This is a genomic window from Pseudomonas sp. AG1028 (assembly GCF_007993955.1).
Classification (GTDB): Bacteria; Pseudomonadota; Gammaproteobacteria; order Pseudomonadales; family Pseudomonadaceae; genus Aquipseudomonas; species Aquipseudomonas straminea.
Genome location: NZ_VIVP01000006.1, coordinates 184293 through 207098 on the forward strand (window position 1 = coordinate 184293; position 22806 = coordinate 207098).

16 protein-coding genes are annotated in these 22806 nt (G+C 52.6%); 9 read left to right on the forward strand and 7 right to left on the reverse strand.

Translation table 11 applies throughout. The features are described 5' to 3' along the window. Positions 1-8: 8 nt before the first annotated feature. The 7 genes from dpdF to dpdD are packed head-to-tail and all read left to right on the forward strand — an operon-like array spanning position 9 to position 14809. The gene (gene dpdF, locus FB481_RS11735) at positions 9-2579 is read left to right on the forward strand and encodes a protein DpdF (protein ID WP_178109870.1); all 2571 of its coding nucleotides are present in this window, start codon (positions 9-11) and stop codon (positions 2577-2579) included. Next, positions 2576-3472 carry a protein DpdG gene (gene dpdG, locus FB481_RS11740; RefSeq protein WP_147176474.1) on the forward strand — a complete coding sequence of 299 codons (897 nt, stop codon included), beginning with the start codon at positions 2576-2578 and terminating at the stop codon, positions 3470-3472. The genes dpdF and dpdG overlap by 4 nt, the downstream gene beginning before the upstream one ends. After that, positions 3469-6561, forward strand: a complete 3093-nt coding sequence (gene dpdH, locus FB481_RS11745; protein ID WP_147176475.1) for a protein DpdH — start codon at positions 3469-3471, stop codon at positions 6559-6561. The genes dpdG and dpdH overlap by 4 nt, the downstream gene beginning before the upstream one ends. Continuing rightward, positions 6561-7298, forward strand: a complete 738-nt coding sequence (locus FB481_RS11750) for a hypothetical protein (protein ID WP_147176476.1) — start codon at positions 6561-6563, stop codon at positions 7296-7298. The genes dpdH and FB481_RS11750 overlap by 1 nt, the downstream gene beginning before the upstream one ends. After that, the gene (gene dpdJ, locus FB481_RS11755; protein ID WP_147176477.1) at positions 7289-12055 is read left to right on the forward strand and encodes a protein DpdJ; all 4767 of its coding nucleotides are present in this window, start codon (positions 7289-7291) and stop codon (positions 12053-12055) included. The genes FB481_RS11750 and dpdJ overlap by 10 nt, the downstream gene beginning before the upstream one ends. Beyond that, the gene (gene dpdK, locus FB481_RS11760) at positions 12052-12582 is read left to right on the forward strand and encodes a phospholipase D-like domain-containing protein DpdK (protein WP_147176478.1); all 531 of its coding nucleotides are present in this window, start codon (positions 12052-12054) and stop codon (positions 12580-12582) included. The genes dpdJ and dpdK overlap by 4 nt, the downstream gene beginning before the upstream one ends. After that, on the forward strand, positions 12566-14809 hold the full coding sequence (gene dpdD, locus FB481_RS11765) for a protein DpdD (protein ID WP_147176479.1): 2244 nt from the start codon (positions 12566-12568) through the stop codon (positions 14807-14809). The genes dpdK and dpdD overlap by 17 nt, the downstream gene beginning before the upstream one ends. On the opposite strand, the gene FB481_RS11770 is transcribed toward dpdD, so the two are convergent. The 7 genes from FB481_RS11770 to FB481_RS11800 are packed head-to-tail and all read right to left on the reverse strand — an operon-like array spanning position 14787 to position 21010. Further along, positions 14787-15239 carry a 6-carboxytetrahydropterin synthase gene (locus tag FB481_RS11770; protein ID WP_147176480.1) on the reverse strand — a complete coding sequence of 151 codons (453 nt, stop codon included), beginning with the start codon at positions 15237-15239 and terminating at the stop codon, positions 14787-14789. The two genes, dpdD and FB481_RS11770, sit on opposite strands and share 23 nt — an antisense overlap. After that, positions 15239-15871 (reverse strand): 7-carboxy-7-deazaguanine synthase, encoded by a 633-nt coding sequence (gene queE / locus FB481_RS11775; protein WP_147176481.1) that lies wholly within the window; start codon positions 15869-15871, stop codon positions 15239-15241. Before queE ends, FB481_RS11770 begins: the two co-directional genes overlap by 1 nt. Further along, positions 15868-16572, reverse strand: coding sequence for a 7-cyano-7-deazaguanine synthase QueC (gene queC / locus FB481_RS11780; protein WP_147176482.1), 705 nt, complete (start codon positions 16570-16572; stop codon positions 15868-15870). Before queC ends, queE begins: the two co-directional genes overlap by 4 nt. A gap of 11 nt (positions 16573-16583) precedes the next feature. Continuing rightward, complete coding sequence (gene dbpB, locus FB481_RS11785) at positions 16584-17666, reverse strand: DGQHR domain-containing protein DpdB (protein ID WP_256662740.1); 1083 nt, start codon at positions 17664-17666, stop codon at positions 16584-16586. Further along, positions 17641-18951, reverse strand: coding sequence for a tRNA-guanine transglycosylase DpdA (gene dpdA, locus FB481_RS11790; protein ID WP_147176483.1), 1311 nt, complete (start codon positions 18949-18951; stop codon positions 17641-17643). The genes dbpB (FB481_RS11785) and dpdA overlap by 26 nt, the downstream gene beginning before the upstream one ends. Continuing rightward, the gene (gene dbpB, locus FB481_RS11795) at positions 18948-20075 is read right to left on the reverse strand and encodes a DGQHR domain-containing protein DpdB (RefSeq protein WP_147176484.1); all 1128 of its coding nucleotides are present in this window, start codon (positions 20073-20075) and stop codon (positions 18948-18950) included. Before dbpB (FB481_RS11795) ends, dpdA begins: the two co-directional genes overlap by 4 nt. Next, positions 20072-21010, reverse strand: coding sequence for a hypothetical protein (locus tag FB481_RS11800; protein WP_147176485.1), 939 nt, complete (start codon positions 21008-21010; stop codon positions 20072-20074). The genes dbpB (FB481_RS11795) and FB481_RS11800 overlap by 4 nt, the downstream gene beginning before the upstream one ends. A gap of 168 nt (positions 21011-21178) precedes the next feature. On the opposite strand from FB481_RS11800, the gene dbpB (FB481_RS11805) reads away from it, so the two are divergent. Both dbpB (FB481_RS11805) and FB481_RS11810 read left to right on the forward strand, forming a co-directional pair. Further along, entirely contained in the window at positions 21179-22225 is a 1047-nt protein-coding gene (gene dbpB, locus FB481_RS11805; protein WP_147176486.1) for a DGQHR domain-containing protein DpdB, read from the forward strand. Positions 22226-22260: 35 nt separating this feature from the next. Further along, positions 22261-22698, forward strand: coding sequence for a hypothetical protein (locus tag FB481_RS11810; RefSeq protein WP_147176487.1), 438 nt, complete (start codon positions 22261-22263; stop codon positions 22696-22698). Positions 22699-22806: the final 108 nt, after the last annotated feature.

The window sequence follows — 22806 nt, forward strand, 5'->3', positions numbered from 1 at the left end:
CCTTCACTATGTTCTCTGAGTTTGACCTGCGTGAAGCCCTGACCCATTGGCCAGACAGTCATGCCTACCTAGACGCCACGACCGCCACTGACAGCCTTTTGGACCGAGTTCAGCAATGCCTGCGAGAGTTGTTGGATCAGAGTGGAACGGCCACGTTTATTGATCTGATCGCACTGTTGCGACATTGGCTGCTAGCCCAATCCAAGGGCGGGACTCGAGTTTGGTTGCAAGTGCCCCTTGCTGCACCTTGGCCCGCCAGCGAAGTCTGGCACGAGCAAGGCTTTGAAGTGGCGGTGATTGGCACGTCTGCGCAGATACGCCCCGCCTATCCCCGATTAGAGTGGCTAGATGAGCAGCAAGATTTATTTGATGACGCGTTCGATGGCATCATGGCGCGCCTTCACACCTGGGTGCCAGCGGACCCACCGCTTCGGTCTCTGTTGGGGAAGCCTGCGTACACCGGTCCAGGTCAACGTGAGGCGATTCGGGCACTGATGCACCTACCTGCAGGCACGACGCTGATTGCCAATCTACCGACTGGTAGTGGCAAGTCGTTGCTGGCCCAGATTCCCCCGCTATTGGGCAGTCAAGGCAATTTGACCTTGGTGATCGTACCCACAGTGGCGTTAGCCATCGATCAAGGACGTCGAATGGCAGAACTCCTTAAGACTCGTGACCCCAATTGGACAGAGCATCCCCTGTCCTTCCATAGTGGCTTGTCGGTGGAACAAAGGACTTCCATCTTTCATGCTATACGCAGTGGCGAGCAGCAAGTCCTTTTCACCTCTCCAGAGGCCGCCACCGGCTCATTGCGCAGCATCTTGATCGACTGTGCGTATGAGGGGCGTATCTCGCACGTTGTGATCGATGAAGCACACCTGGTGGTCACTTGGGGTAGCGGATTTCGTCCCGCGTTCCAGCTGCTGCCGGCCTTCATCGCCAGTCTTCGTCATGCGCGCAATCTTGAGTCGCCGCAGGCCATACGTATTGCACTAGCCTCAGCCACCCTTACTCCGCACACTGTCACGAGCTTGCAAGCGTTGTTTGCCGGAGTAAATGGCAGTTGTGTTGTTTCCGGGATCTACCTACGGCCCGAGCCGCGCTACGCGATGAAGGCGATGGTCTCTCCGGTGGAACAGGTGAATCGTATTCTCGAGGCAGTGATGAAGTCGCCACGCCCCTTCATCCTGTATGTAACTAGACCTGACGAGGCTGAGGCATGGACTCGTTTACTGACTGAGAATGGCCTGGGCCGGATAGCCGCCTTTACCGGAGAAACGCCTCCGCAGCAGCGTCAACTTCTAATGTCGGATTGGGATACCAATAAACTCGATGGCATGGTAGCAACTTCGGCATTTGGCCTTGGCGTGGACAAGAACGACGTTCGGACAGTAATTCACGCCACATTGCCGGAGTCACTCGACCGTTTTTATCAGGAAGTCGGGCGAAGTGGACGTGATGGCAAAGCCTCCGCAAGTTTGTTGCTTTACACGCAGCAGGATGTTGAGCAGGCAAAAGGTATGTCTGGTCCAACACTAATTGGTAATGAGTTAGGCTATGACCGATGGGAGGCTATGCTTGATGATCCAACTCGCCCGGTTACGCCAGACGGCGAGGTTTGGGTCGACCTCAATCGGCTACGCGCCGGATTGACGGCACAGGGGAAAAGTAACCGCATATGGAATCTGCGAACGCTCAACCTGATGGCATCCGCTGGGCTCATTGAAATTATCGCTTTAAGTGCCTTGCCGCCAGGCAGTGACAGTATTAGCGAGGATATAGAGTACAGCGACTCCCAAGTGACTTATGCAGCAGTGCGTATTCGCCATCCGAATCACCGTAATCGCCAGGTCTTCGAGGAGCAAATGAACTCAGCTCGAGACGGACTGCTTCTGGCTGCGAATAAGGCATTCAGCCTAATGGTGCGGACTGCCACGTCTCAAGTCGAGATATCGAATGCACTGGTTCAATTGTACGGTTTGGCATTACCCAACCAGTGGGGGCCGGTAACGGCTTACTGCGGAGGCTGTAATCAGCATTGGGCTGACAATCGCATGCCTGTGCGCCAGTTGCGCCCTTTCGTAGCGAGAATTGCCCAGTTTTCACACCGCACCGACCAGTGGCCGGCACTTAAAAGTTTACCGCAGGATCAGCCAAACTTGGTATTCGTTGCGGTTCCCGATTTGATACGTACTTGCGCTGATAGCCGCTCGTGCTTTGCGTTGATGCTGCAGAAAGTACGCCCCCACTCCTTGCTAGTGCCGCAGTCGACCAGCAATGTCCTGGTCGAAGGGCTGATCGACCAAATGACAATAACGCGCAGCGATACCTTTGTTGATCGCTTCGACCCTATTGACTCCATCGCCCTGCATGGGGCAGTCGACGAAGTCCGATTTATTTTGTGGGCAGACTCGAAGATCACGACTCAGGTGGCTACTGCATTGCGTAATTCCCCTAGTGCGATGACTGTCGTCTTTATCGACAGCCAGTTGCCGGACCCGTACCGGCCAGAACGATCTTGGGTTTCCGTAATTGCCCATGCAGATGAGGACACGGTATTGCGGAAGTTGATTGCATGAGCCTTTTAAACATTACCAATGATGGATTGCCAAATATCCTTGTTGCACTACACGGGGCCGTGTTGCGTGCGGCCAATCCGATTCTCGAAACCGAACTATTAGAGGCTGTAGCTCCGCCTGCGCTCGTTGAAGATGAAGGGCAAATGGCGCGTAACACCCTAAACCGATGGGTGGAGCTTGGATTATTTGTACGAGAGGAGGGACTTATTTCCGTCAAAGACAGGCTGCCTTCGCGACATTCCTCCATGTTGGAAGTCCTGCCGTTCACACGCCGGATGGCCTGCCGCCAAGCGTTAGCGGAAGAGAACAATCAGGATCTATGGGCTAGTCAAGGCGCACGGGCTGCTGATTTAACACGGTCGTTGGCATGGATGCTTGCCCAGGATATCTATCGTGCATCCTTCGATCAGTTCGAGAAGCAAGAGTCGCAACAGATCCTCGACCCGGAACGGTTGTTGATGCGCAATTCGACACGGCGCTCGGGTCTTCAGTTTTGGGCGCCATTTCTTGGGTTCAGCCGCCACCCCTTTGCCGCCATTGATCCGACTGTGGCGGTACGTGACGCTTTGACTGAGGTTCTCGCACCCGGTGACAGCATGCCTGCTCCGCAGTTTGTGGAGCGTCTGAGCACTGTGCTGCCTGTATTGGATGGCGGTCGCTGGCAGCGGGAGGTTCTGGAGTATGTAGATCCCCTGACACTGCCATTGCGTCAGCCCGGTCAGGTTTCCACGGCACTGAGTCGGGCGTTGCTCAATCTTTGGGAGGGTGGTGAGTTGCTATTGCAGTCAAAGGCTGACCTCGGGAGTTCGATTACGTTAACTGGTGCTGGTGGGGCACGCAGCGATCTAACCTTCCAGTGGATTACTCGCCCGGTACGAGGTGACAAGGAATGAGCGCTCTGGAACGTTACTGGCCGACAAGAGCACATGCGACCGAGTGCCTGCCTACTGAGGCTGAAACTGTCGATGATGCATTGCTCCTGGCAGTCCACGCGCCAACTTTGTTACTGCGTCGGGCTGCCCAGTCTGGGCTAGAGGAATCTGCTGACGAAGTTGCTCTATTGAACGAGTTGATGCGCCCCGTAACCGATGGTAGTGCGGTCGTGGTCGCCATAACGGGCGCCTCGGGTGTCGGTAAGTCCCATATGGTGCGTTGGCTGGGCGCACAGTTGGAACGTCACCCACGTCGTGACGATCTGGTGGTTGTCTCGATCCCTAAGGGCGTGAGCCTACGGGGGGTCGTGGAGTTGATCCTAAAACCGCTTGTCAGCGCTGAATACGAGGTACTAAAGCGCGAGTTGGCGCGAGCTTCTGAGGCGTTGACACCTTCTGTTGCTGCTGAACTGCTCGCAGCAGCTTTGGGAGAGGGCCTGAAGGAGTATCGTGAACGTACTGTTGAACTGGCAAAGGGCTCATCAGCGGAAAACGTTGCGCTTCGGCCACATGTGGCTGTTGCTGAGCATGCTCGGAATTTGATTCTAGCTCCTGAGGCGCGTGAGTTGTGGCTAGGCAAGGTGCTACTTCGAATTGTCGGAGCAAGTTTGGATGGTACGACCAATCCATCGGATCGACAGTTTTGCGCGGAGGATCTTGAGCCACCCCAGGAGGCAGTAGGTCATGAACTGCCACATCGAGTGCAGGCGGCGCTGGCGTTTCTGGGTAACGCCAATGGCCGATATCGCAGTACCGCCGCCAATATTTTGCAGGAGGTACTCGATAGCGCACTGCGCACCGTATTACGGATCACGGAGGCTCTGCAACAGAAGTCAATCCCGGAAGTGATTGACGATATTCGACGACAACTCCTCAAGGAAAACAAAGAACTTGTGCTCCTTATCGAGGACTTGTCTGTCCTGTCGGGAATCCAACAGCCACTGTTGGACATTATGGTTATCGAGAGTAACGAACACGGGAGGAGGGTCCGAGCGCCTATTCGCACCGCGGTAGCCGTTACCGACGGTTTTCTTGCTGGCCGCCAGACTGTGTTGACTCGTGCCTCGGAGCAGTGGGTGGTTCCGAGCGAAGGCCTTTCTGAAAGCGCGATTGTCAGCAAGTTAGTGGAGTTGACGGGACGTTATCTCAATGCAGCGCGCTGGGGAGTTGAGTACCTGCAGCAGGAGTTCGCCAGGGGGGCTCGGCATGGCGCTGACCTATACGCCTGGGTGCCGAGATTCGAAGAACCTTTAGATACTGATGCTGCAGAGCGACTGGATGCATTTGGGCGTAGTCAGCAAGGCTATCCCTTGTTTCCTTTCAACGAGTTTGCTATCCGTGGCCTTGCTGAAACAGCGCTAAAGCTAGGCAGTGTTTGGACTTATAACCCACGAGCCTTCATCAATCAGGTCTTGCGCAAAACACTCGCTGAGCGTCCCGCGTTCCTCGACGGAGCCTTCCCTCCGCCCGGATTTAAGTCTCCACGATTGGTCGCCGAGGTACGTACGGACTTGCAGCGCAAGGGCTACTCACCGGTGCTGTCCCAGAAACTGGAAGTGGCTCTGCATTTTTGGGCCGGTAGCCCGATCAGTCTGGCGTCAGGGACCGCAGTGCCCAAGCCAGTGTTCGAGGCTTTCTCTCTGCCCTGGCCATTTGCTGCTGCCAACTCTCCACTACAACCGTCGGCGGCGCCGCCAATTCAGATCAAACCGCCCATAAACGCCGAGCCTTCCACCGCTCCAGTTGACTTGGCGTCGCTGACTTCTGCTGTTGACCCAACTCCAGTCGCGCCGGATATCTCAGCTTATGCAGAAGCGCTGGAGGCGTGGACGCCTACCAATCGGTTACCAAATACGCATGCTAGGGACACCCGTGGCCTAATACAGACCGCGCTGGAAAGTCGATTGGATCTGGGAAATTTGTGCTTAAAAGGTCAAAAGATTGACTATCGCTGGTTCTGGTTGCCTCCAATGACTACGGCGAACAACCCGAACAAAGGCCTTGTAATTCAGGTTGCCCTCCCGGATGAGCCCATTCCTCCAGGCGTTCTGGCAGGGCTTAAAGCTCTGGCCCGCTGGGAAAAAAACGCGAAGTCTTGGTGCTACGCGAACGCAGAAACCGACTATGCAGCGGCTGACGCCTTGCTGGATAGTCTGGAGCGTCAAGTCCTAAAAGCTCTCGCCGTTGAAGCTGAACGTGATGCGGGCATGATGGGGCGTACCCTACATATTCAAAGCCTGTTGTTGGGTCTGAGCACTCGTGGCCAGCCAGATAATCCAAGCTTCAAAGAGTTGTTCGCTCCCAGTCCTGACGAGTCTATGTGGCTGGCCTCAACTGTTACCCCATCGATTGTTCGATCTTTGGAGATCCGAAGCAAAGCAATCATTTGTCGCACAGAAATTCAGGATCGGATGAGGCAACTGATCGGATGCTTCCAGGGTGCCGGAAACAAGTTGATGGGAATCGACATTGACCGCCTCAAACGGGCTTGGAAAACCGAATTGCCCCAGCGGTGGGTACCTGGGTTGAGCAGCAGTGGTGGTTTGAGTGTAGAGGTGCTAGATGTACTTGAACGCGTTTCTACCGAGAAACTACCTGCCTTGGTCAATAACTTGCAGGGCGCGGTGCAATCTCTCTTGCCCATAGTAAGCGCCGCTTTTGAGTCCGATCACGCACGTGTCGCCTCTCGCGATGAGATGCGTTTGCTGGTGCAAGAGGTCCTGCAATTATCGGTCTGGCCGTCTGGCGTTTCCGAGTCGGAGATTCGAGCGGTCATTGACCGACTGTCACAAGATGGCATCGAGTCCGTCATCCAACGGATGCGCAAAATGAGCATACCTCCCGATGACGAACTGGTTCCTGTGCGGCTCGCTGCATTATGTGCTGTACCGCTACCAAGGTTGAGCCAGTTAGCTTGCGATGTTGACGAGCTCAATGGCTTTTTCGATCGTCTCGGGAAGTTGATCGACAGTCAGACTCGATCAGTTGAGTTGAGTCAGGCCATCGAGCAACGAGAAGAGTTGATTAAGAGTTTGGAGTGGGAAAGCTGATGTCTAGCCTAGTCGGTACATGCAAAAAATTGCTCTCTGACCTGCAGACGGTGAAGGTAGCCAACCAGACTAAGCAAGAAATCTCTGCGCTTCAGCAGCGCTTGCGTGAGTGGACAAAACACGCGAACGCACGACGCGCACTGGTGGAAAAGGTCCGCATTGTCGAACCCTCTTTACTCGTGCGCGAGGATATTGTCCAAGCTGATTGCACTGTAAAAGGGTTGGCGCAGCAAGCGAAAACGCTACTCCTTGCAGGTGGTAATTTGCAGGATTTGGCAGCCGATAATCTGTGGACCCGACTAATTGCGGCGGCCGAATCGGCTAATGACAAGGTCCGCAGCGCTGCCCGCGACCAATGGCGCCAGTTTGTTGAGAGTCTGGGACGCGTCGACACGCCTACATACCTAGACGAGCAAATGCTCAAAACCCCTGCCAATGAGGATCTTCTGCAGACCTACAAGGAGCATTACCCAAAGTACTCCGCGATTGCGCGCGCCGACTTACCAGCCAGCACATCGACTCCGGATGAGTTGATCAGAGTAGTTAGCACACTGCAGGACGTACAGCAACAACTTAAGGGGACGGCACCAGAGGCAGTTCGATTATTTCTCAAGGCTGTGGAGAGTGGAGGGGCTTCAATGGATTTGATTACCCCTGAAGTGATGCAATGGCTCCAGGCAAATGATGAGCCCTCCCGGTTCGTAGTGAAGTCGAGGACCAATGTGTCATGGCGTTAGTCCCGGACTTGCAATTGGCCGAGTTCGCGCTTGACGAACTCGAAGCTCTGGAGGCGCGCTGTCTGATCTGGGGCCTGATTGACAATGCTCTCAGTCGCGATGAAGTAATGGAGGCTCTTCAACGGGCCCTCGATGCGCCAAAGGCCCAGGCCGCCCAGAATAATCCGAATTGCTGTATTCACACGGCGAAGGATCTGTGGGACTTGCTGATTGAGCGCAAAATGTTGTTCCAAGTGCCATTTGTGGCTGATCAGGAAGTGCGCTGGCGTACGAGGATGGCCGAAGGGGTGCGGTTGATTGCCCAACTTCGCCAACTATTTCCCAAGCATGGTACGGACAGGTGGGCTGAAGCCGCCACACTGGTAGCGGACTATCGCTTCCTTAGACGCCCCCGCCGTTACCCCCTTAGAGACGTGGATGGCGCTAGCGTTTATGCCAAGTTAAATAACTTGGTGAAATCGCCGCTATTGCTGGAGGCCCTCAAGACCTGGCTAGATCATATGGATCCGAGCGGTGGTCTCTCGCAATTCCAGGTGAAATCGGCTGAACGTATTTTGACTGGCTTGGAGGAGGGGAGTTGTCAGGGCACCTTGGTCTCCGCTGGAACTGGCAGCGGCAAGACCCTGGCATTCTATCTGCCTGCGTTGTCATGGCTGGCATCCCAACGAGTGCCGCCAATGACTGCCGGTGGGGTAAGGGTGTTATCTCTTTATCCTCGTAATGAATTGCTGAAGGATCAACTCGCCGAAGTCTATGACCAGTGCCGCAAGTTCGATAGCTGGATCGGACGTCTGGGAGGGCGACCTCTGCGCGTAGGTGTTCTTTTTGGGGACACACCTACGAAGGTCGCCAAGGCCAAATGGCTCAAGCACTCCCTGGGCAAACGCGTACCGTTCTTCAATTGTCCTAACGACAGTCAGCACGGGGAAATGGTGCTGCGCAAAAGTGATGCGGAAAAGGGCCTGGAGCGCATAGTCTGCTCGCAGTGCAGCGCAGTCGTAGATGGACGTACTCTGGTATTCACCCGCGACACAATTCAATCTGACCCGCCGGACATTCTTTTCACAACGGTGGAAATGCTGAACCGGCATTTACCTAGTAGCGACTTGCGCCATGTCTTTGGCGTGGGTCCTAAGGCCGAACGAGCCCCTGACCTCATCTTGCTGGACGAAGTTCACTTGTATGCTGGCAGCTATGGGGCGCAGGTGGCCTACTTGTTACGTCGTTGGTGGGCCGCCAGCGGGCGGCGCTCTAGTTTTGTGGGGTTGTCCGCTACCATCGCGGAGGGCCAAACCTTTTTTTCCCACCTAACAGGACTGAGTCCAACGGTTGTTGAGGAGGTCAAACCGCTAGAGGAAGAGATTGAGGAGGAAGGGGGCGAGTACATGCTCGCTCTGCGCGGTGATCCGGTTTCGCAGACAGCCCTGCTGTCTACCACTATCCAGACGCTGATGCTGAGTGCTCGTTTACTCGATCCGCCTGGGACTTTTGATAGAAAAGCAATGCCGTTTTTTGGTTGGCGGGCATTTGCTTTTACTGATCAGTTGGACGCAACGAATCGGCTCTTCAAGGACTTGCTCGATGCTGAGGGACGATATCATCCCAGTGGTAACGCGAACTTGATCAAGCATCCTGATGGCGGGTTGGCACTGCTGCGTAATGGATCTACCCCCATCATGGGCACCCCGCGCTACTTCGCTGGGCAAGACTGGAGTGTTCCACAAAGCATTGGACACGATCTCACTCGTCGCCTCGGGATCGGGCGTACGACTGCATTAGATAGTGGGGTTTGTACTCATACAGAAGTTGTAGTTGCCACGTCTGCTCTAGAAGTAGGCTTCGATGACCCGGCAGTAGGCGTTGTAGTTCAGCACAAGGCGCCAAGAGACATCGCATCGTTCTTGCAGCGCAAGGGGCGAGCGGGTCGAACGCGTCACATGCGACCGTGGACTGTCGTTGTGCTCACGGATTACGGTCGCGACCGGCTGGCCTATCAAGCCTACGATCAGCTGTTCGATCCTGATCTTCCAGCTCGCCAACTGCCTTTGGCCAATCGCTACGTCCAGCGAATGCAAGCGGTTTACGCGTTGCTCGACGAGTTAGGAGATTTGACCTGCCGTGACCAACCACCTCTGTCGGTTTGGCGCGACTTGGCTTCACCAAATATTGAGGCCACACCGCATGGGTGGCACCCGAATGCGTTTGTTTCAGTTAAGCGCCTAGCGGAAGGTGTGACATTCCCGCTTTCTGTGCAGGAGTGGAAGGCGCTCAGGAATCAAGCGTGCAACCTCGGTCCCAATGGGGAGTCTGCTGTTAAGTTTGCAGGAGCCAATTGGTTGGCAAAGCGGTTGCAACACCAACGTGTTGTCAAACTGCTGGGTGATCTTCAGGAGAGCCCAGCGAAAGTCGAACGTCTTGCTCGCAGCCTAGCTGATCGATTGGCGTTGACGACCGACGATATGAATTTGCTCATGTGGAGCCATCCACGCCCGCTAATGCTTGGCGCGATTCCTACAGTTGTTCGTCGACTGGCATCGAACTGGCGTGCAAATGGTGAACAGGGGAAAGACTACCAAGCGGGCCATCCATTACCGGACTTCATTCCCTCCAGCCTTTTTGCCGATCTAAGTCTGCCGGAAATGCGCATTGAATGGCTTGCGCGCGATGGCAGCGTTGAAGAGCACTATCTGCCTGTTCAACAGGGTTTAGCTGAGTTCGCACCCGGTAGGGTCTCGCGTCGTTACGATGATGCTCTTTGGTTGGGCGTTGATGGACCTGCGCTGGCTCGAATCTTCGCTTGCGGTAGCACCGAAGTGTCTGAGGATGTGGAGCTATCCACATGGTACGACCTTGAGCCTCAAAGAAATTTTGTTGTCCAGGACGACTCGGCTCGAGTGACTTTCAAAGCGTTTCGTCCAGCGGCAGCCCGCCTGTCTCCAGTGGCTCGGGGGGGCAATGGAATCCCCGAGCTAAGTGACACATCCAACGCTCAGCTGCAATGGAAATCCGTCCTTCAGACACCCTATCAGGGCGTACCACTGACCAGTCCGACGCACATTGGCATCAGCCAGTTGATCAAGAGAGTGGTTGTTCACACCCACGCTGAACAATCCAATGCTTCTGTGCGCCGCTATGCCGTAAGTTCGCGCGCAGAGCTTCGACTGCGATCTGGAAGTAAGAGCGAGCGCGTCACAGTCGACTGGCAGTTCATGCATTCAGGCCATCCCTGCGGTGTGGGCTTCGACATTGATGTCGATGCGTTGGTATTGGAGTTGGATTTGCCACATGATCTCAGTGGCGCCATCGATTGGCGTGATCCGCGACGTTTGCGTGCAGCTCGTGCAGCTCGCTACAACTGGGAGGCACGCCAGAGCCCCGAATTCTGCATTGCAGTACCGAATCCATTCCTGCGCGGATGGATCGCACAGATTTTCCAAATTGCGGCCCTCCAAGTCGCAATGGCTGAGGAAGTCTCGCTGCGCGACTCGCTGGACTATGTTGCTGACGGCGCCAGGATGGATACGCTACTCAACGTCCTGCAGGCGGTGTTCCAGGTTCCGGAGATCGAAAGTAGTGAGGAGGGGGCGGACAAGCTTCGTCAAAAGCTAGATGAGGCGCTAAAGGCAGATGCAGTGCGTAAAGCTGTGCGTTACGCATCTCGTGTACTAGTCGAACCCATTGATGAGGAGTGGAACGACTGGCTTGCCCTGTCGATCCGCGCCACGCTCGGTGCAGCTTGCCTGGAAGCAATACAGCAAGCCTGCCCCCAGATTGATCCCGATGGGTTGATTGTGGACATCGACGTGCGTAGTGATGACGGTGACCTCCACCCCCATCCCAGGTTCGAAATCTGGATTTCGGAGGTCAATCCTGGTGGCAATGGTCTGATTGAGAGCGTTGCGGAATTGTTAGCGACTCGTCCCGATAGCCTTTACCGTCATATCGAGGCTGCCTTAAGCCCGCGTGACTTTGAATGGACAAATTCTCAGTTGCGCCAGGTAGTCCAGTGGCTTGGTGGATCAAAGCCAGACTCCGCTATTACTGAGGCGGTAACGCAGGTTCGACAAGCCATGGGTTCTGCCGATGCTGCCAAGCATTTAGCCGCTCTACGGTTCAGGCTAGTAACTCGGGGCCAATCGATATTCCACGGCTACAGCGTGGCTCTGAGCATGCGATTGTTGCGACCGAACACCCCAGACGAGTTGGATTGTCTGCTGGCTCAGATCCATGAACGCTGGGATGCGTTGGAGGCGTTACATGGTGTCGAGATTGACGTTAGGGTCCTCTGCGCATTATTCAGTGCAGGTGATTATCTTGATCGGGCATTTGCAAGCGCGGGGCAGGTCCTTCCTTTCGGCAATCGTATGGCATGGCGCTTCGGGGTGCTAATGGGGATATTGTGGCCTCAAGGGCATGCGCTGCGCGCTGTTGCCATGCCATGGTCCAATCGCTTCTCGCAGTTCGCTATAGATACCGAACGGCTTCTGGTGGAGCAGTGGTTGACACCTCGTTCTCAACCGATCGATCCGACAGCACTGGACTGGCAGGAGCAGTTGCGAAAATGCTTACTTGCCACTTCGCGTGCGGTTGTGTCGGTACCGGCCGCCGATGCAGGAACACTGTTGCCCAAGGTGATCGCAGCATTGGCGACAGAGCCAATTCAATTTGACTATCTAAACGTCTTCGCCCATCTCTATGAGGTCAAGCGCCTCGGTGATCACATCGAGTGGACGTTTTCGATACCGGACGCTCTATGACAAACGTACGCCACATTTTCAAGTCGGCAACGACTTCGCCTCAAGCCGCTCGTGATGTTATAGCCATGGTTTTGGCCGAGGAGATCCTGCTTCCCAGCAGGACACTCTATTTAGCCGCTCCATGGGTTAGTAACATTGTTATTTTCGACAACTCAACGGGCAGTTTTGAGGGGCTAAATCCGGAGTGGAGCCGTCGTGAGATTCGCTTGATTGATGTATTGGTGGCTATCGCATCTAACAATACGCAGTTAGATATCCGCGTACGACCTGAACTTCACAATAAGCCTTTCGGTAAGCGCTTGCATGCAGCGCTGATAGATGCCGGTCTGCAAGATTCGTTGCAATGGTCCGAGATTCCTGATTTTCACACGAAGGGATTGCTCACCGATCGAGTCTGGATTGGCGGATCGATGAACCTCACTGAACGCGGCATTGGTCTGAACGCTGAATCACTCGTTGTTGATTTCAACCCGCAGATGGTATCTAGCATCCGCCTGGAGTTTGCGAACCATGGCATCAGCCTCTAGCCAAACGGTAGACCCCGCTGCGGCAGTCTCTCAGGCCTTACTCAGTCAGTTCTTTTCAGGTCTCAACAGTTATGTGAGTCCTCTAGCCACTGTTAAAACCCTCGCTGGTCAGACTGTACCTGATGCATTGGTTCCAGCTATTGCCCGTTATGCGAAAGGCTTCAAGGACCGACCGCTGCTCTTGCCATTTTTTGAGGTTACCGGTGAGCGAACCTGTTGGCTGGCCTGTTCGCACGATGAACTAAGTTCGCGTGAGTTGCACGATGAAATGCGCGCTTTCATTGGGCCGAGTTTTGGTGACTTTGAGATTGACGGGGCGGTGCTCTCTATTGCACAAACGAGCGCGAAAGCTGTATTGGCGCAGGCCGGTCTGAACGCGATTGCCTTTTTTGCGATCACGCCGAAGTTTGAGCCGCGCGTAGTCAAAAGCTGGCAACGCTACTGGCAACTCTTGGATCAACGCCCGCCTAGGCCCAGGCAGGAACTGCGCACGTTTCACCAGTTGCGAGCGTTGTTTGACCGCGCCTTGGTGGCTCGCAATGAAAATGCAGCGATGGCAGCGATGGCGGCGCTACGAGACCAGCATGGTCTTAGCGCTGAAAACCGGACCTTCTTGGAAATACGTTTACATTCAGCCTTTGGCCGATGGGACCGAATTCTGAATCATCCCCAATGGGATGACCTTCTCAAGGTTCGCTTGCCGCCGGAGACCTACGGTGACATCTGGGACGCGCTCTACGAGACGTTCTTAGCCCAAGTCGAAGCGCAGGGCGCCGCCACTCAGTTGGTGGAAGCTTTCGCAGAGCGGGTTCGGATTATGGCCGCTCCTCTGCTCAAAAGCCGCGGGCGCAGCCGTCGCCCCGCAGCCCTTAAGGGCTTTTTGCTTCATGAGTTGTCTTTGGAGCAGCCTTCCGCCGAACTCTGCGTGACCCTGCTCAATGACCTCGGACCAAATGCTTTTGGGCCCGCTTCTGACGCCATCATGGCTATGGCGCAGAGCTCGCGGATCAAGTCCGGGATTGAGCAGGCGCTCCATGAAATGGAGTTGGAGCGCTATGAACAGGCGCTTGCTTTGCTTTTACCACTGGCAGATTCGGTCGAAGTGTTCCAAGCCCAATTGCGTTGTGCCAAGGAAGTAGGTGACCCTGGTCACGCTCGTGAGGTGCTCGATCGGCTGTCCTTGAGTGCCCCCGATATTGCCGCCAAGGTTCGCATTGCTCGGGCTCGGTTGCTCTCCGATGTAGAGAAGTTGGCCGCTGAGGAAGTGTGCGAATCGCTTCAAGAGCAGCTGCAGGCTACGCATACGCCGATGGCTGTTGATGACGTCATAGTCTATTGGCGGGAACTGGTTCAGTCGCCCGAGGCTAGTACTCTGTTGGCCCAGCCCAGTTTCATCCAGTCGTTGTTGTCGAGCGTAGAGGACTCTGCTCTAGACTCGTCACCCTTGTTCGAATCCCTATTTCCTATTTGGTTTGACTGGCTCATCGTCCAAACTCCACCCTCGAGCGTGCTTACTCAACTCTATCTGGGGTTCATTGAAGCCCTGAACGTGCGAGACCGCCTTGGAGATAGTGAGCGAGAGATGATCAGGCTGGCTCTTCGACATAGTCTGATTGCCGGATTGACGTCGGCTGAGTACACAGGGCTTATTGAAAGGCTTGCTACTGTATTGTCCAGCCCGCTGTCGCCACGCGAAGCCGCATGGGCATTGGATGTGACAGATTTGTTGGTTATGCATCCATGTCGTGACGAGGAGGCGCGCCTGCGGTGGACGACTAGGGCAGTTCAGGCTGCGACCCAATGCTGGGTCAGACTGTCTCTTGCAGAGCGCTGCCTGCTAAAACTGCTTGCGCAAGAGTTTGATCTTGAACTTCCCAAGCGACTCGACGATGAAGTGGATGAAGCTGAAAAAGCTCGAACAGACATCAGGATCCGTATCTTCCTTTACAGCTTGGACACCCAAGCCATTCGACGTGCAGCACTAATACTCGAAGAGGCGCTTCCATTGGCCAAAGTTGAGACCAACTCCGATGAGGTCTGTAGTTCACGCTTGAAGGCAGGAACTCGTAATGCGGACTGGGTGGTGTTTGTTTCAGGCGTCGCTACCCATCAGGCTTTTTTTTGCATCAAGGCTGCGTTACGGCCCGATGCGGCGTTACTTCAAGTCGAGGGTACCGGTACGACGCGCATCGTAGATTGTGTGATTAATAAGAGTCAGATGTCTTGAGACGTCGCCTTGTCCAGCGCAAAACGCAGCGATCGCCGCTGGCTCGGCGCTCGATCATAACGGCGCATAGGCCTGGTACCGAATCTTCCATCTGTGAGCGAATAAAAGCACAGAGATGCTCGATAGTGGCAGATCCTAGACCTTGAACCTCATCAAGGAATCGGTGATCTAGCATTTCTTTTACTCTGGCAATTTCACTGCGCAGATAGCCAAGATCTATAAGCATCCCGGAGGTGGGATCCGGTTGACCAGCGACGGTGACCTCTGCTTCGTAGGTATGCCCGTGGATACGTAGACTGCCCTCGGTCTCGATACTGCGATTCAAGGTGTGAGCCGCCTCGAAGAAAAAACGCTGGGACAGTTCGTACACGGTCACGCATTCAGCAACCTCAGGCAGACAATCTCTGGGCGCAGTTGCTAGCGAAGACATCAGCGGATCTCCAGTATCTTGTGTGTTTGTACAGAAAGTCGCCATTTAGTATTGGCCTGGCAATAGGCAATGGCAGAGCGGGTATTTTGTTTCTGCATTGGCCCATCCATAGGTTGCAGTAGGTAGTACTGAAAGTCGCTATCAGAGATGGCATCTGGGAGTAGACCAGGCTGCGGATAGACGAGTTTTAATTCGTGGCCACTACGCTGCAACCAGTCGGCCCCAGCTTTAGGGCTGACACAAATCCAATCGATCCCCGACGGTGCCGGAATGGTCCCATTGGTCTCGACAGCGATTTCGAATCCCTGGTCATGCAATGCTGCAATCAGGGTTTCATCGACCTGCATTAACGGTTCGCCTCCTGTGAGCACAACATAGCGATGTTCCTGGGCAACAGGCCATAGTGAGGAAATTCGCTCTGCCAAGGAATCTGCGCTCAAGTACTTGCCCCCCAAGGTTCCGTTGGTGCCTACGAAATCGGTGTCACAGAACTGACAAATGGCCTTAGAGCGGTCAATTTCCCGACCACTCCAGAGATTACAACCTGCAAATCGACAGAACACAGCTGGCCTGCCAGCCCGAAGCCCTTCACCTTGCAGGGTGTAGAAGATTTCTTTGACGCTGTAGGTCATGTGTCATTGTCTCGCTTGAATGCTTCGAACCCGGTGCGGCGCAACTCGCAAGCAGGGCATTCGTTGCAGCCATATCCCCAGTCGTGTCTGTGTTGACGGTCTCCTAGGTAGCAGGTATGGGTCTCTTCTTGAACAAGTTCGACAAAGCCGGTTCCGCCAAGGTTTTTGGCTAACTCCCAGGTCTCTTTTTTATCCAGCCACATCAGAGGGGCCTCAATAACCAACGGCATATCCATGCCAAGGCCGAGAGAGACCTGCAACGATTTCAGGGTGTTGTCTCGACAATCAGGATAGCCTGAGTAGTCTGTCTCACACATGCCGCCCACAAGCACGCTAAGCCCTCTTCGATAGGCAATGGCGGCAGCAAAGGTGAAGAACAGCAGATTACGTCCAGGAACAAAGGTGTTGGGCAGGCCGTTCTCCTTGAACTCGATTTCCTTTTCAGATGTCATCGCGGTATCGCTGATCTGGCCAAGAAGTTTCAGGTCAAGGAAGTGATCGTCCCCTAATTTTTCCCCCCACTGAGGGTAGTCAGTGCAAAGGCGCTGAAGAACCTGACGCCTGCACTCAAGTTCTACATTGTGGCGTTGCCCGTAATCAAAGCCTATAGTTTCAACACGATCGTATCGATCTAGTGCCCATGCAAGGCAGGTCGTGGAGTCTTGACCGCCGGAAAAAAGAACTAGTGCATTCTTGTGCATATCGGCCTCCATTAAACCTTTATTTCGTTCTGTTTCTGCCGGTATTTTTTTCTGATTTTCTGTATTAAGAAATTTGAAAGTAGTTCGATATCGCTTGGGGTGTTCTGAACGCCATTCCAGGGGCGGATGTCACTTTCAGAGAACTTCCATTGCCCACTCGTCCAGGCAGTGTGCTCTTTTAGCGTCTGCAGTCCTTCGATAAAGTCTTCTTTTTTGGATGTCTCTTGTTTAGCGAAGATTTCGTCCATTACGAATCCAAGAGAAACTATTCCTGCACCATGCCTTAGTCGCGAATGTCTAGGGGAGAGGTTATCCCACTCAGGCCGGAATACCGTTCTGACAGCATGAAAAAAATTATTTATGAGATCGATCGAGCGACCTTCAAAGTCGTCGTATTGCATGAATGTTTGGATGGCACCATTACTAGCAGAGTTCATTACAAACTTTTGCATGGCGGTATCGCTTAAGACGCCGCGTGGGTTAGTGTGTTGTTTTATTTCGCAATAAAGCGAAGAGCCCGTCGTCGAGTTTAATAGGTCGATGATGCGAGATGCAAATTTTCGTTTTGTAAAGCGCTCCGGCAGGCCTTCAACCGAAGGGAGTAGTTCATATATCAATGACTTGGGTAGGGGGCGGGAATTATTAATTAACACAAATTGCTGTCGAAGTTCATTGTAATCTTTGCAGACCAGTCCAGACACAAAGACCTGAAAGTCACCTTTTTCCATAGTGGCCAGCGCACTCAATCGCTGCTGCCCATCTACTACAAAGCCTGGCTTTTGGACTGTGCTGTCTATTACGATCTCAACGATATCATCGCCCAGATCCCGGGTCGTAACTCCATCTAGAAAAGCAAGGATCACTGCATTAGGTAGAAGCGCATCCTCTCGGCCGAGGTAATCACGTATCTCTTTAATATGAGAAGCCACTTGGTGTCGTTGGAAACCGCGTAGATGCCCTTCCTCGTTTCGGCCAATCCGCTCGATTTCTGAGAACGAAAGAATTTCCTTCGGCGTCGCTGCGAATGTAAAGACGTCGTGATTGGGCGCTTGTTTTGCTCGGACGCCTTTAAATCGATAGATCATTTCTTGCATTTTCCAAAGTTCGTTGGAGATGGCGATGATACACACCTAGATTATGAAAGCCGCGACGCTTATTGCGATTGCTTGCTCTAAAGATTATTGTCTCTACCCCTGCAGACTGACATATAGAGCACTTACACTTCTTCCAAGGCTTGTCGATGAGGGTGGGTGTAATCAGTCGAATGCATTTTGCTACCTCTTTATCTAGCTCTGCGCTCGACATAGTGGAGCCTGAAAGAGTTAGTCGTAGGTAGTCTGTAAGTGCATTAATTGTTGTATCGTAGTCAGCCAAGCCTTTGTCGTAGTTGCGCAATGTTTTAAGAGCTATTGCTTCGCTTCTTTGAAGTTCTTCAGTGTTAAGCGTTCCGCGCTTTATTCCCTGCATTAATCTTGAGTTTTCGATCGCCTGGGGGATTCTAATGGCAGTATAATAATCTAGTTTGTTAGTGCTGTTCTCAAGGTAGTAATTAGCTTTCGCATCTTTGAATGCCCGGATTAGCGGTGAGGTAGAGTCGAAACTAGTGATGCCGTAATTTGTGAATTCATGAATTTTCTCAGCTTTCGCAAAGCCGAGTAGATGGATATTTGTTTCCGCTTTAATGGCTTTCCTAATCTCTCTCAGGACTTCGTGTATTTGCTCGACCTTAAGAGGAACCAGTCCACCAATGGCAAGATAGCGATAGCCCATATCTTCGAGTGACTTTGCAGATGCTGCCATGCTTTTGGGGGACCAGCCTTGAACCGCGCCGAGTGGCTCAAAGGTTCGCCCGGCTTCATTTGTTAGACGTAGGAATTCGCGAGCATTTTCAAGTGTTATGTTGTAGCGATAAATAGTGTCTTCAGGTTGGCTTTCAGCGGGTGGATTACTTGAGTCACAGTTAAAAATGATGTGGTCTGGAGAGCATCCATGAGTAAATCCACCATCAGTGTAAAAATCGACTACATCGCCTGGTGTATAGGCTGGAGTGGGGTGGTCGACATAGGCAAATGCGCCACAGTCTCCCATTACCATGGTGTTTTTAAATGTCTGCTCGTCTAGGCGCAAAAATTTTCGTGCTCCTTCTCTTAAAAAACGGTGCTGCTCTGCCGTTGAGTAGCGGACTTTAGAGTTCGAGACTCCAATCGCTGGGCGCACCGCGCTCATGGAGACGAGTAACCCATCATAGGGGGCGGGCGTCATCATTTCATGAGCGTATTGATCATCCCAGTACCTTTTCCTACCCGGTGCATTTCGATCATTAATAAAATCATACTCGGGGTCGACATAGTCTTGGGTGTCAGCGTATAAAAACTTCATGGTCGCGAGTTATTCATGTAAATTCGTAATAGAGTGTCTTGCAGATTTTTTATATCTTGTGGCGTGCTCTGTACTTCGTTCCATGAAGCGTTGAGATATGGCCATTTGCCCGATGACCATGCGCAGTGAGGCGCAATTTTTTCTATTTCTTTAAATATGAGTCCATAGTTTTCTTCATGGCCGCTGATCTTGGCGTAGACACGATCCATTATGTAACCCATTGCCGCGATTCCAGCCGAGTGCATGAGTCGACTATCTTTTGGGTCGGCCGCCCAGTCTTTAGGGAAGCATTGTTTCACTGCGCGCCAGAACAAAACTAGTAGTTGGTACATCGCTTCAACGTTTGTGGTTTCTTCGTTGCTTGACTTATAAGGGTACAACGCGCCGAGTGAGTTAGTCATGCTGTTGCGAATCATCTTAATAATTGCAGTATCAGCGACTACCGCCTGAGATGTATTTTTGTCGGAAGATAATTTTATTAGTTGGTAGAAGGGGGATCGTGGGTCTCTATTTAGTAATCCACACAACTCGGCAGGAGCCTTTCGGGCACTTAGTTCTCGAGGTAATATTATTGTTCCGGTTTCTGGAAGCAACTCATTAATCAATCGAGTTGGTAGCGGTTTAGCTTTGTTGACAAGGATAAATTGTTCGCGCTGTGTCGTCAGGTTGTCGGACACAAAACCTACAACTGGCACTGGTAAGTCCGAGTTATTCGCTTTGGCTAGTGCAAGTGATCTTTGTTGGCCATCAACAATCCATGCTGAGCGTAGGCCTTCGGTATGAAGAGGGATTCTCAGCGTTCCGGCTTGCGCAATTCCTTCGTCGCCTGTCGGTTTGCTGCCTCGAGATGCCATGAATTTTATATCGGGGGAAAGAGCTAAAATAATTGCATTCGGGAAAAGTACGTTTCCCTGGTTAAGGTAGTCAACTATACCTTTAACGTGACTGCGTATCTCTGGGCGCTGAAAACCTTTAAGAGTATCGCTATCGTCTCTCGATATACGGCTAATATCAGCAATGCGTACCAAGTCAGACCCACGAATGAAAAGTGCGTAGACATCTTTGTTGTCGCCTTGCATAGTGCGTAGCGCACGTACAACAATTTCCTGATCTTTGCCGCTCATACTTTGCTCCGTAGCATGTTGCGGGTTTTTAGCTCTAGCCACAGCCCCCTGAATCGAGATTGCTCGCAGGAAACTAAGGCCTCATCGCGCAGATAACGCAGTAAACGACTAGAACTTCCTTTATGTACTTCCCATGCCTGAGTCATCAGCATTTGTACTTCTTCATCTGAAGCTTTGCGTCGCTTTACTACGCCTACAGGGATAAGCGCATCCATTGCCGTAAGAACTGCTCGGTAATCGGCGTCTGCGCAATCAGTCGGGGCTTTGATGTGTTCTACGAAGTGCCGCATAGCCCTTTGTGGGAAGTCAGATTGAGTTCCGGCAAAGCTCGAACAACTCTCGAGGCGTTCGTCATAGGGCATAGCGAAGGGGCGTAATTCCGAAGGCAATCGTGCGATGCCTGGACGTGAGGTAAATAAACGTATCTTGTGTTGGAAGGAAATGGTGATCTGCTTTAGATCGTTGGCGATCAGATCTATGTAGTTCGCCGATAAGGCAATCAGTATCCGCTCGGTCTTTGGGCAGTGGGCCAGTTCGGAAATCGGACTCGGGCGATGCCAAATCCGATTAATAGCCTCCCACCAATCTGATGCGCTGAGTCCCATTCTTTCTAGTCGAGGGCGGATCGAGCCAGGCACTGCTGCGATAGTCAGGTTGTATGGAGGGCAAGGATGCTCACTCTCGATCAGTCCCAGTCCTGCTGAAGCAAACATCAGTTCAGCGTTAAGCTTCTTCGCCACCCATTTTGCATCCTGCACGCTGCGGCCTGCGTAGAGCGATGCCGCTGGTAGAATCGCTTTTGGGTTGCTGAGCTGCCGTGCCCATGCAGTTGCCAACGCTGCTAACGATAGATCTTGTGAGGCGCAGAGCTCCAGCGGGGAATGCCCCCCAAGCCGCTTGCGGTTTGTGCAGTTGGTGATGATCACAGTGCTCATGGAAACTGCTGCATCTCTGGTCTGAAGGGTTGCAGTTATTTCTGGGTGTGCAATCCTACCACCAAATAACTGCGCGAGTAACCTCTCTTGGTCTGTCTGCGAGGCTGAGCATCCCTTCGATGTGGCCTGTCTTGGTAGATCTTGCGCTGATGAAATGAGGAATATTTTGTGCTCCGTTTTACCGCCATTCGGGCCCAGCAAAGCTTGAGCCATCAAGTTCTTTCGTTTGCGGCGACTGCTGATCAAATCAAGGCAATCGCATCCATAGATCGAGTGAAGCGAGATGAGTATGGACATCTAACAGGGTTTCAGCGTCCGCTGGTGTCTAGGCACATCAAAGAGATACGTGATTATCTACAGAGACCCGATTCTGTGATGCCAAATGCGATCGTACTGGCGTTCACCAGTGGAGTCCGTTTAACCAGCAGCAGCGGTGCTTGCGTAGAAATTGAGATTGACCTTTCGCGGGGCCCAATTGGTTATGTAGTTGATGGCCAGCAGAGGCTATCTGCGCTCTCAGGCCTACAAGGGCGTGACTTCCAATTTTTGGTATCAGCCCTTATTTGTGAAACAACGGAGGAACTAAGAAGGCAGTTCATTCTTGTTAATAATACGAGTCCCTTACCTAAGTCACTTATTTACGAGTTACTACCTGCAGTTGACGGTCTCCCAAAGCGAATGACGGATCGTGCGCGAGCGGCACGAGTGGTTGAATTACTTAATTTTGACTCTCGCTCATCATTGCTAGGGCAGATCAAGCAGCATACGAATCCCGGGGGCGTTATTAGCGATAACGCTGTTCAAAGGCTAGTTATGAATTCGCTGTCGGACGGATACTGTCGAGAGACTATTGAACTGTCGGATGGGGAAGATAGATGCTTTCTTGCGATAAGCGAGTTCTTTGAGGCGGTGCAAGATGTTTTTGGAGCATCCTGGTATGGGCATATTCCGAGAACTTCTAGGCTTGTCCATAGTGCTGGAATAATATCAATGGGATTCGTGATGGAGGCAATTTGCGAGAAGGGGGCGCCCTGCGCTCCGATGTTTAAAATTGGTCTTCAAAAATTAGTGGGACATACGGCTTGGACTGAAGGCTCTGGGGAGTGGAAGTTTAGGAGTGGTGTTCGGTCGTGGAATTCTATCCAAAATTTACACAGTGATATAAATGCTCTTTCTGATTATCTGGCTAGGATCGTCAGAAGGAAATCTTTTTAGAGTCTAATTTTACAAGTAATTACGATGGTGGTGTTATGTCACAGCAACTTGCCTCGCGCGCCTTGTCAGATCGGTTATTGGTTGAAGAGTTTTCTTCTCGGCTTCTAGAATTGGTTGGTGTTTTTCACGCAGAGCTTCAGAATATTTCCATTGCGGACAAGGCGTTTGCGGGCAGTGGGTATGGTGTTTTGATGGAGGTGTACGGGTTACGCACCCGTGCTTATATTCTGATGAACGACTCAAGCAATCACGTTGTAAACTCTTTGGATTTTTCTCAGGAGGAACTGCTGTCGGTATTTGATAGAGTTTCTAAGGTTGCTCGCGTGATTGATAGCCTGAAAGTCGCAAACTCGATGATTTTGTCCGTGGCAACGTTTACAGTGTCTCTAGGTGAGGGCAGGGCCGAAATTGTAAACTTTCTGTTTAATACACTTCGCCATGATGTGGCTGAGTGGGAGGCGTTGCCTTGCTAGTTCGGTGATCAGCAAAGTAGGTTCGTGAATTAATAATATCTATCAGCCTTGCTGTGTTTTTAAGATGGCAGTCGCATGTTTGGCGTATGTGGGGAGCGCTCTAGATTT

Bases quoted from the DNA above. Each gene is read 5' to 3' on its own strand.
- FB481_RS11750 (WP_147176476.1), top strand. From the start codon at position 6,561: ATGTCTAGCCTAGTCGGTACATGCAAAAAATTGCTCTCTGACCTGCAG.
- dpdJ (WP_147176477.1), top strand. From the start codon at position 7,289: ATGGCGTTAGTCCCGGACTTGCAATTGGCCGAGTTCGCGCTTGACGAA.
- queC (WP_147176482.1), bottom strand. From the start codon at position 16,572: ATGCACAAGAATGCACTAGTTCTTTTTTCCGGCGGTCAAGACTCCACG.
- dpdF (WP_178109870.1), top strand. From the start codon at position 9: ATGTTCTCTGAGTTTGACCTGCGTGAAGCCCTGACCCATTGGCCAGAC.
- queE (WP_147176481.1), bottom strand. From the start codon at position 15,871: ATGACCTACAGCGTCAAAGAAATCTTCTACACCCTGCAAGGTGAAGGG.
- FB481_RS11800 (WP_147176485.1), bottom strand. From the start codon at position 21,010: ATGAGCACTGTGATCATCACCAACTGCACAAACCGCAAGCGGCTTGGG.
- FB481_RS11770 (WP_147176480.1), bottom strand. From the start codon at position 15,239: ATGTCTTCGCTAGCAACTGCGCCCAGAGATTGTCTGCCTGAGGTTGCT.
- dpdD (WP_147176479.1), top strand. From the start codon at position 12,566: ATGGCATCAGCCTCTAGCCAAACGGTAGACCCCGCTGCGGCAGTCTCT.
- dpdK (WP_147176478.1), top strand. From the start codon at position 12,052: ATGACAAACGTACGCCACATTTTCAAGTCGGCAACGACTTCGCCTCAA.
- dbpB (WP_147176484.1), bottom strand. From the start codon at position 20,075: ATGAGCGGCAAAGATCAGGAAATTGTTGTACGTGCGCTACGCACTATG.
- dpdH (WP_147176475.1), top strand. From the start codon at position 3,469: ATGAGCGCTCTGGAACGTTACTGGCCGACAAGAGCACATGCGACCGAG.
- dpdA (WP_147176483.1), bottom strand. From the start codon at position 18,951: ATGAAGTTTTTATACGCTGACACCCAAGACTATGTCGACCCCGAGTAT.
- dpdG (WP_147176474.1), top strand. From the start codon at position 2,576: ATGAGCCTTTTAAACATTACCAATGATGGATTGCCAAATATCCTTGTT.
- FB481_RS11810 (WP_147176487.1), top strand. From the start codon at position 22,261: ATGTCACAGCAACTTGCCTCGCGCGCCTTGTCAGATCGGTTATTGGTT.
- dbpB (WP_256662740.1), bottom strand. From the start codon at position 17,666: ATGCAAGAAATGATCTATCGATTTAAAGGCGTCCGAGCAAAACAAGCG.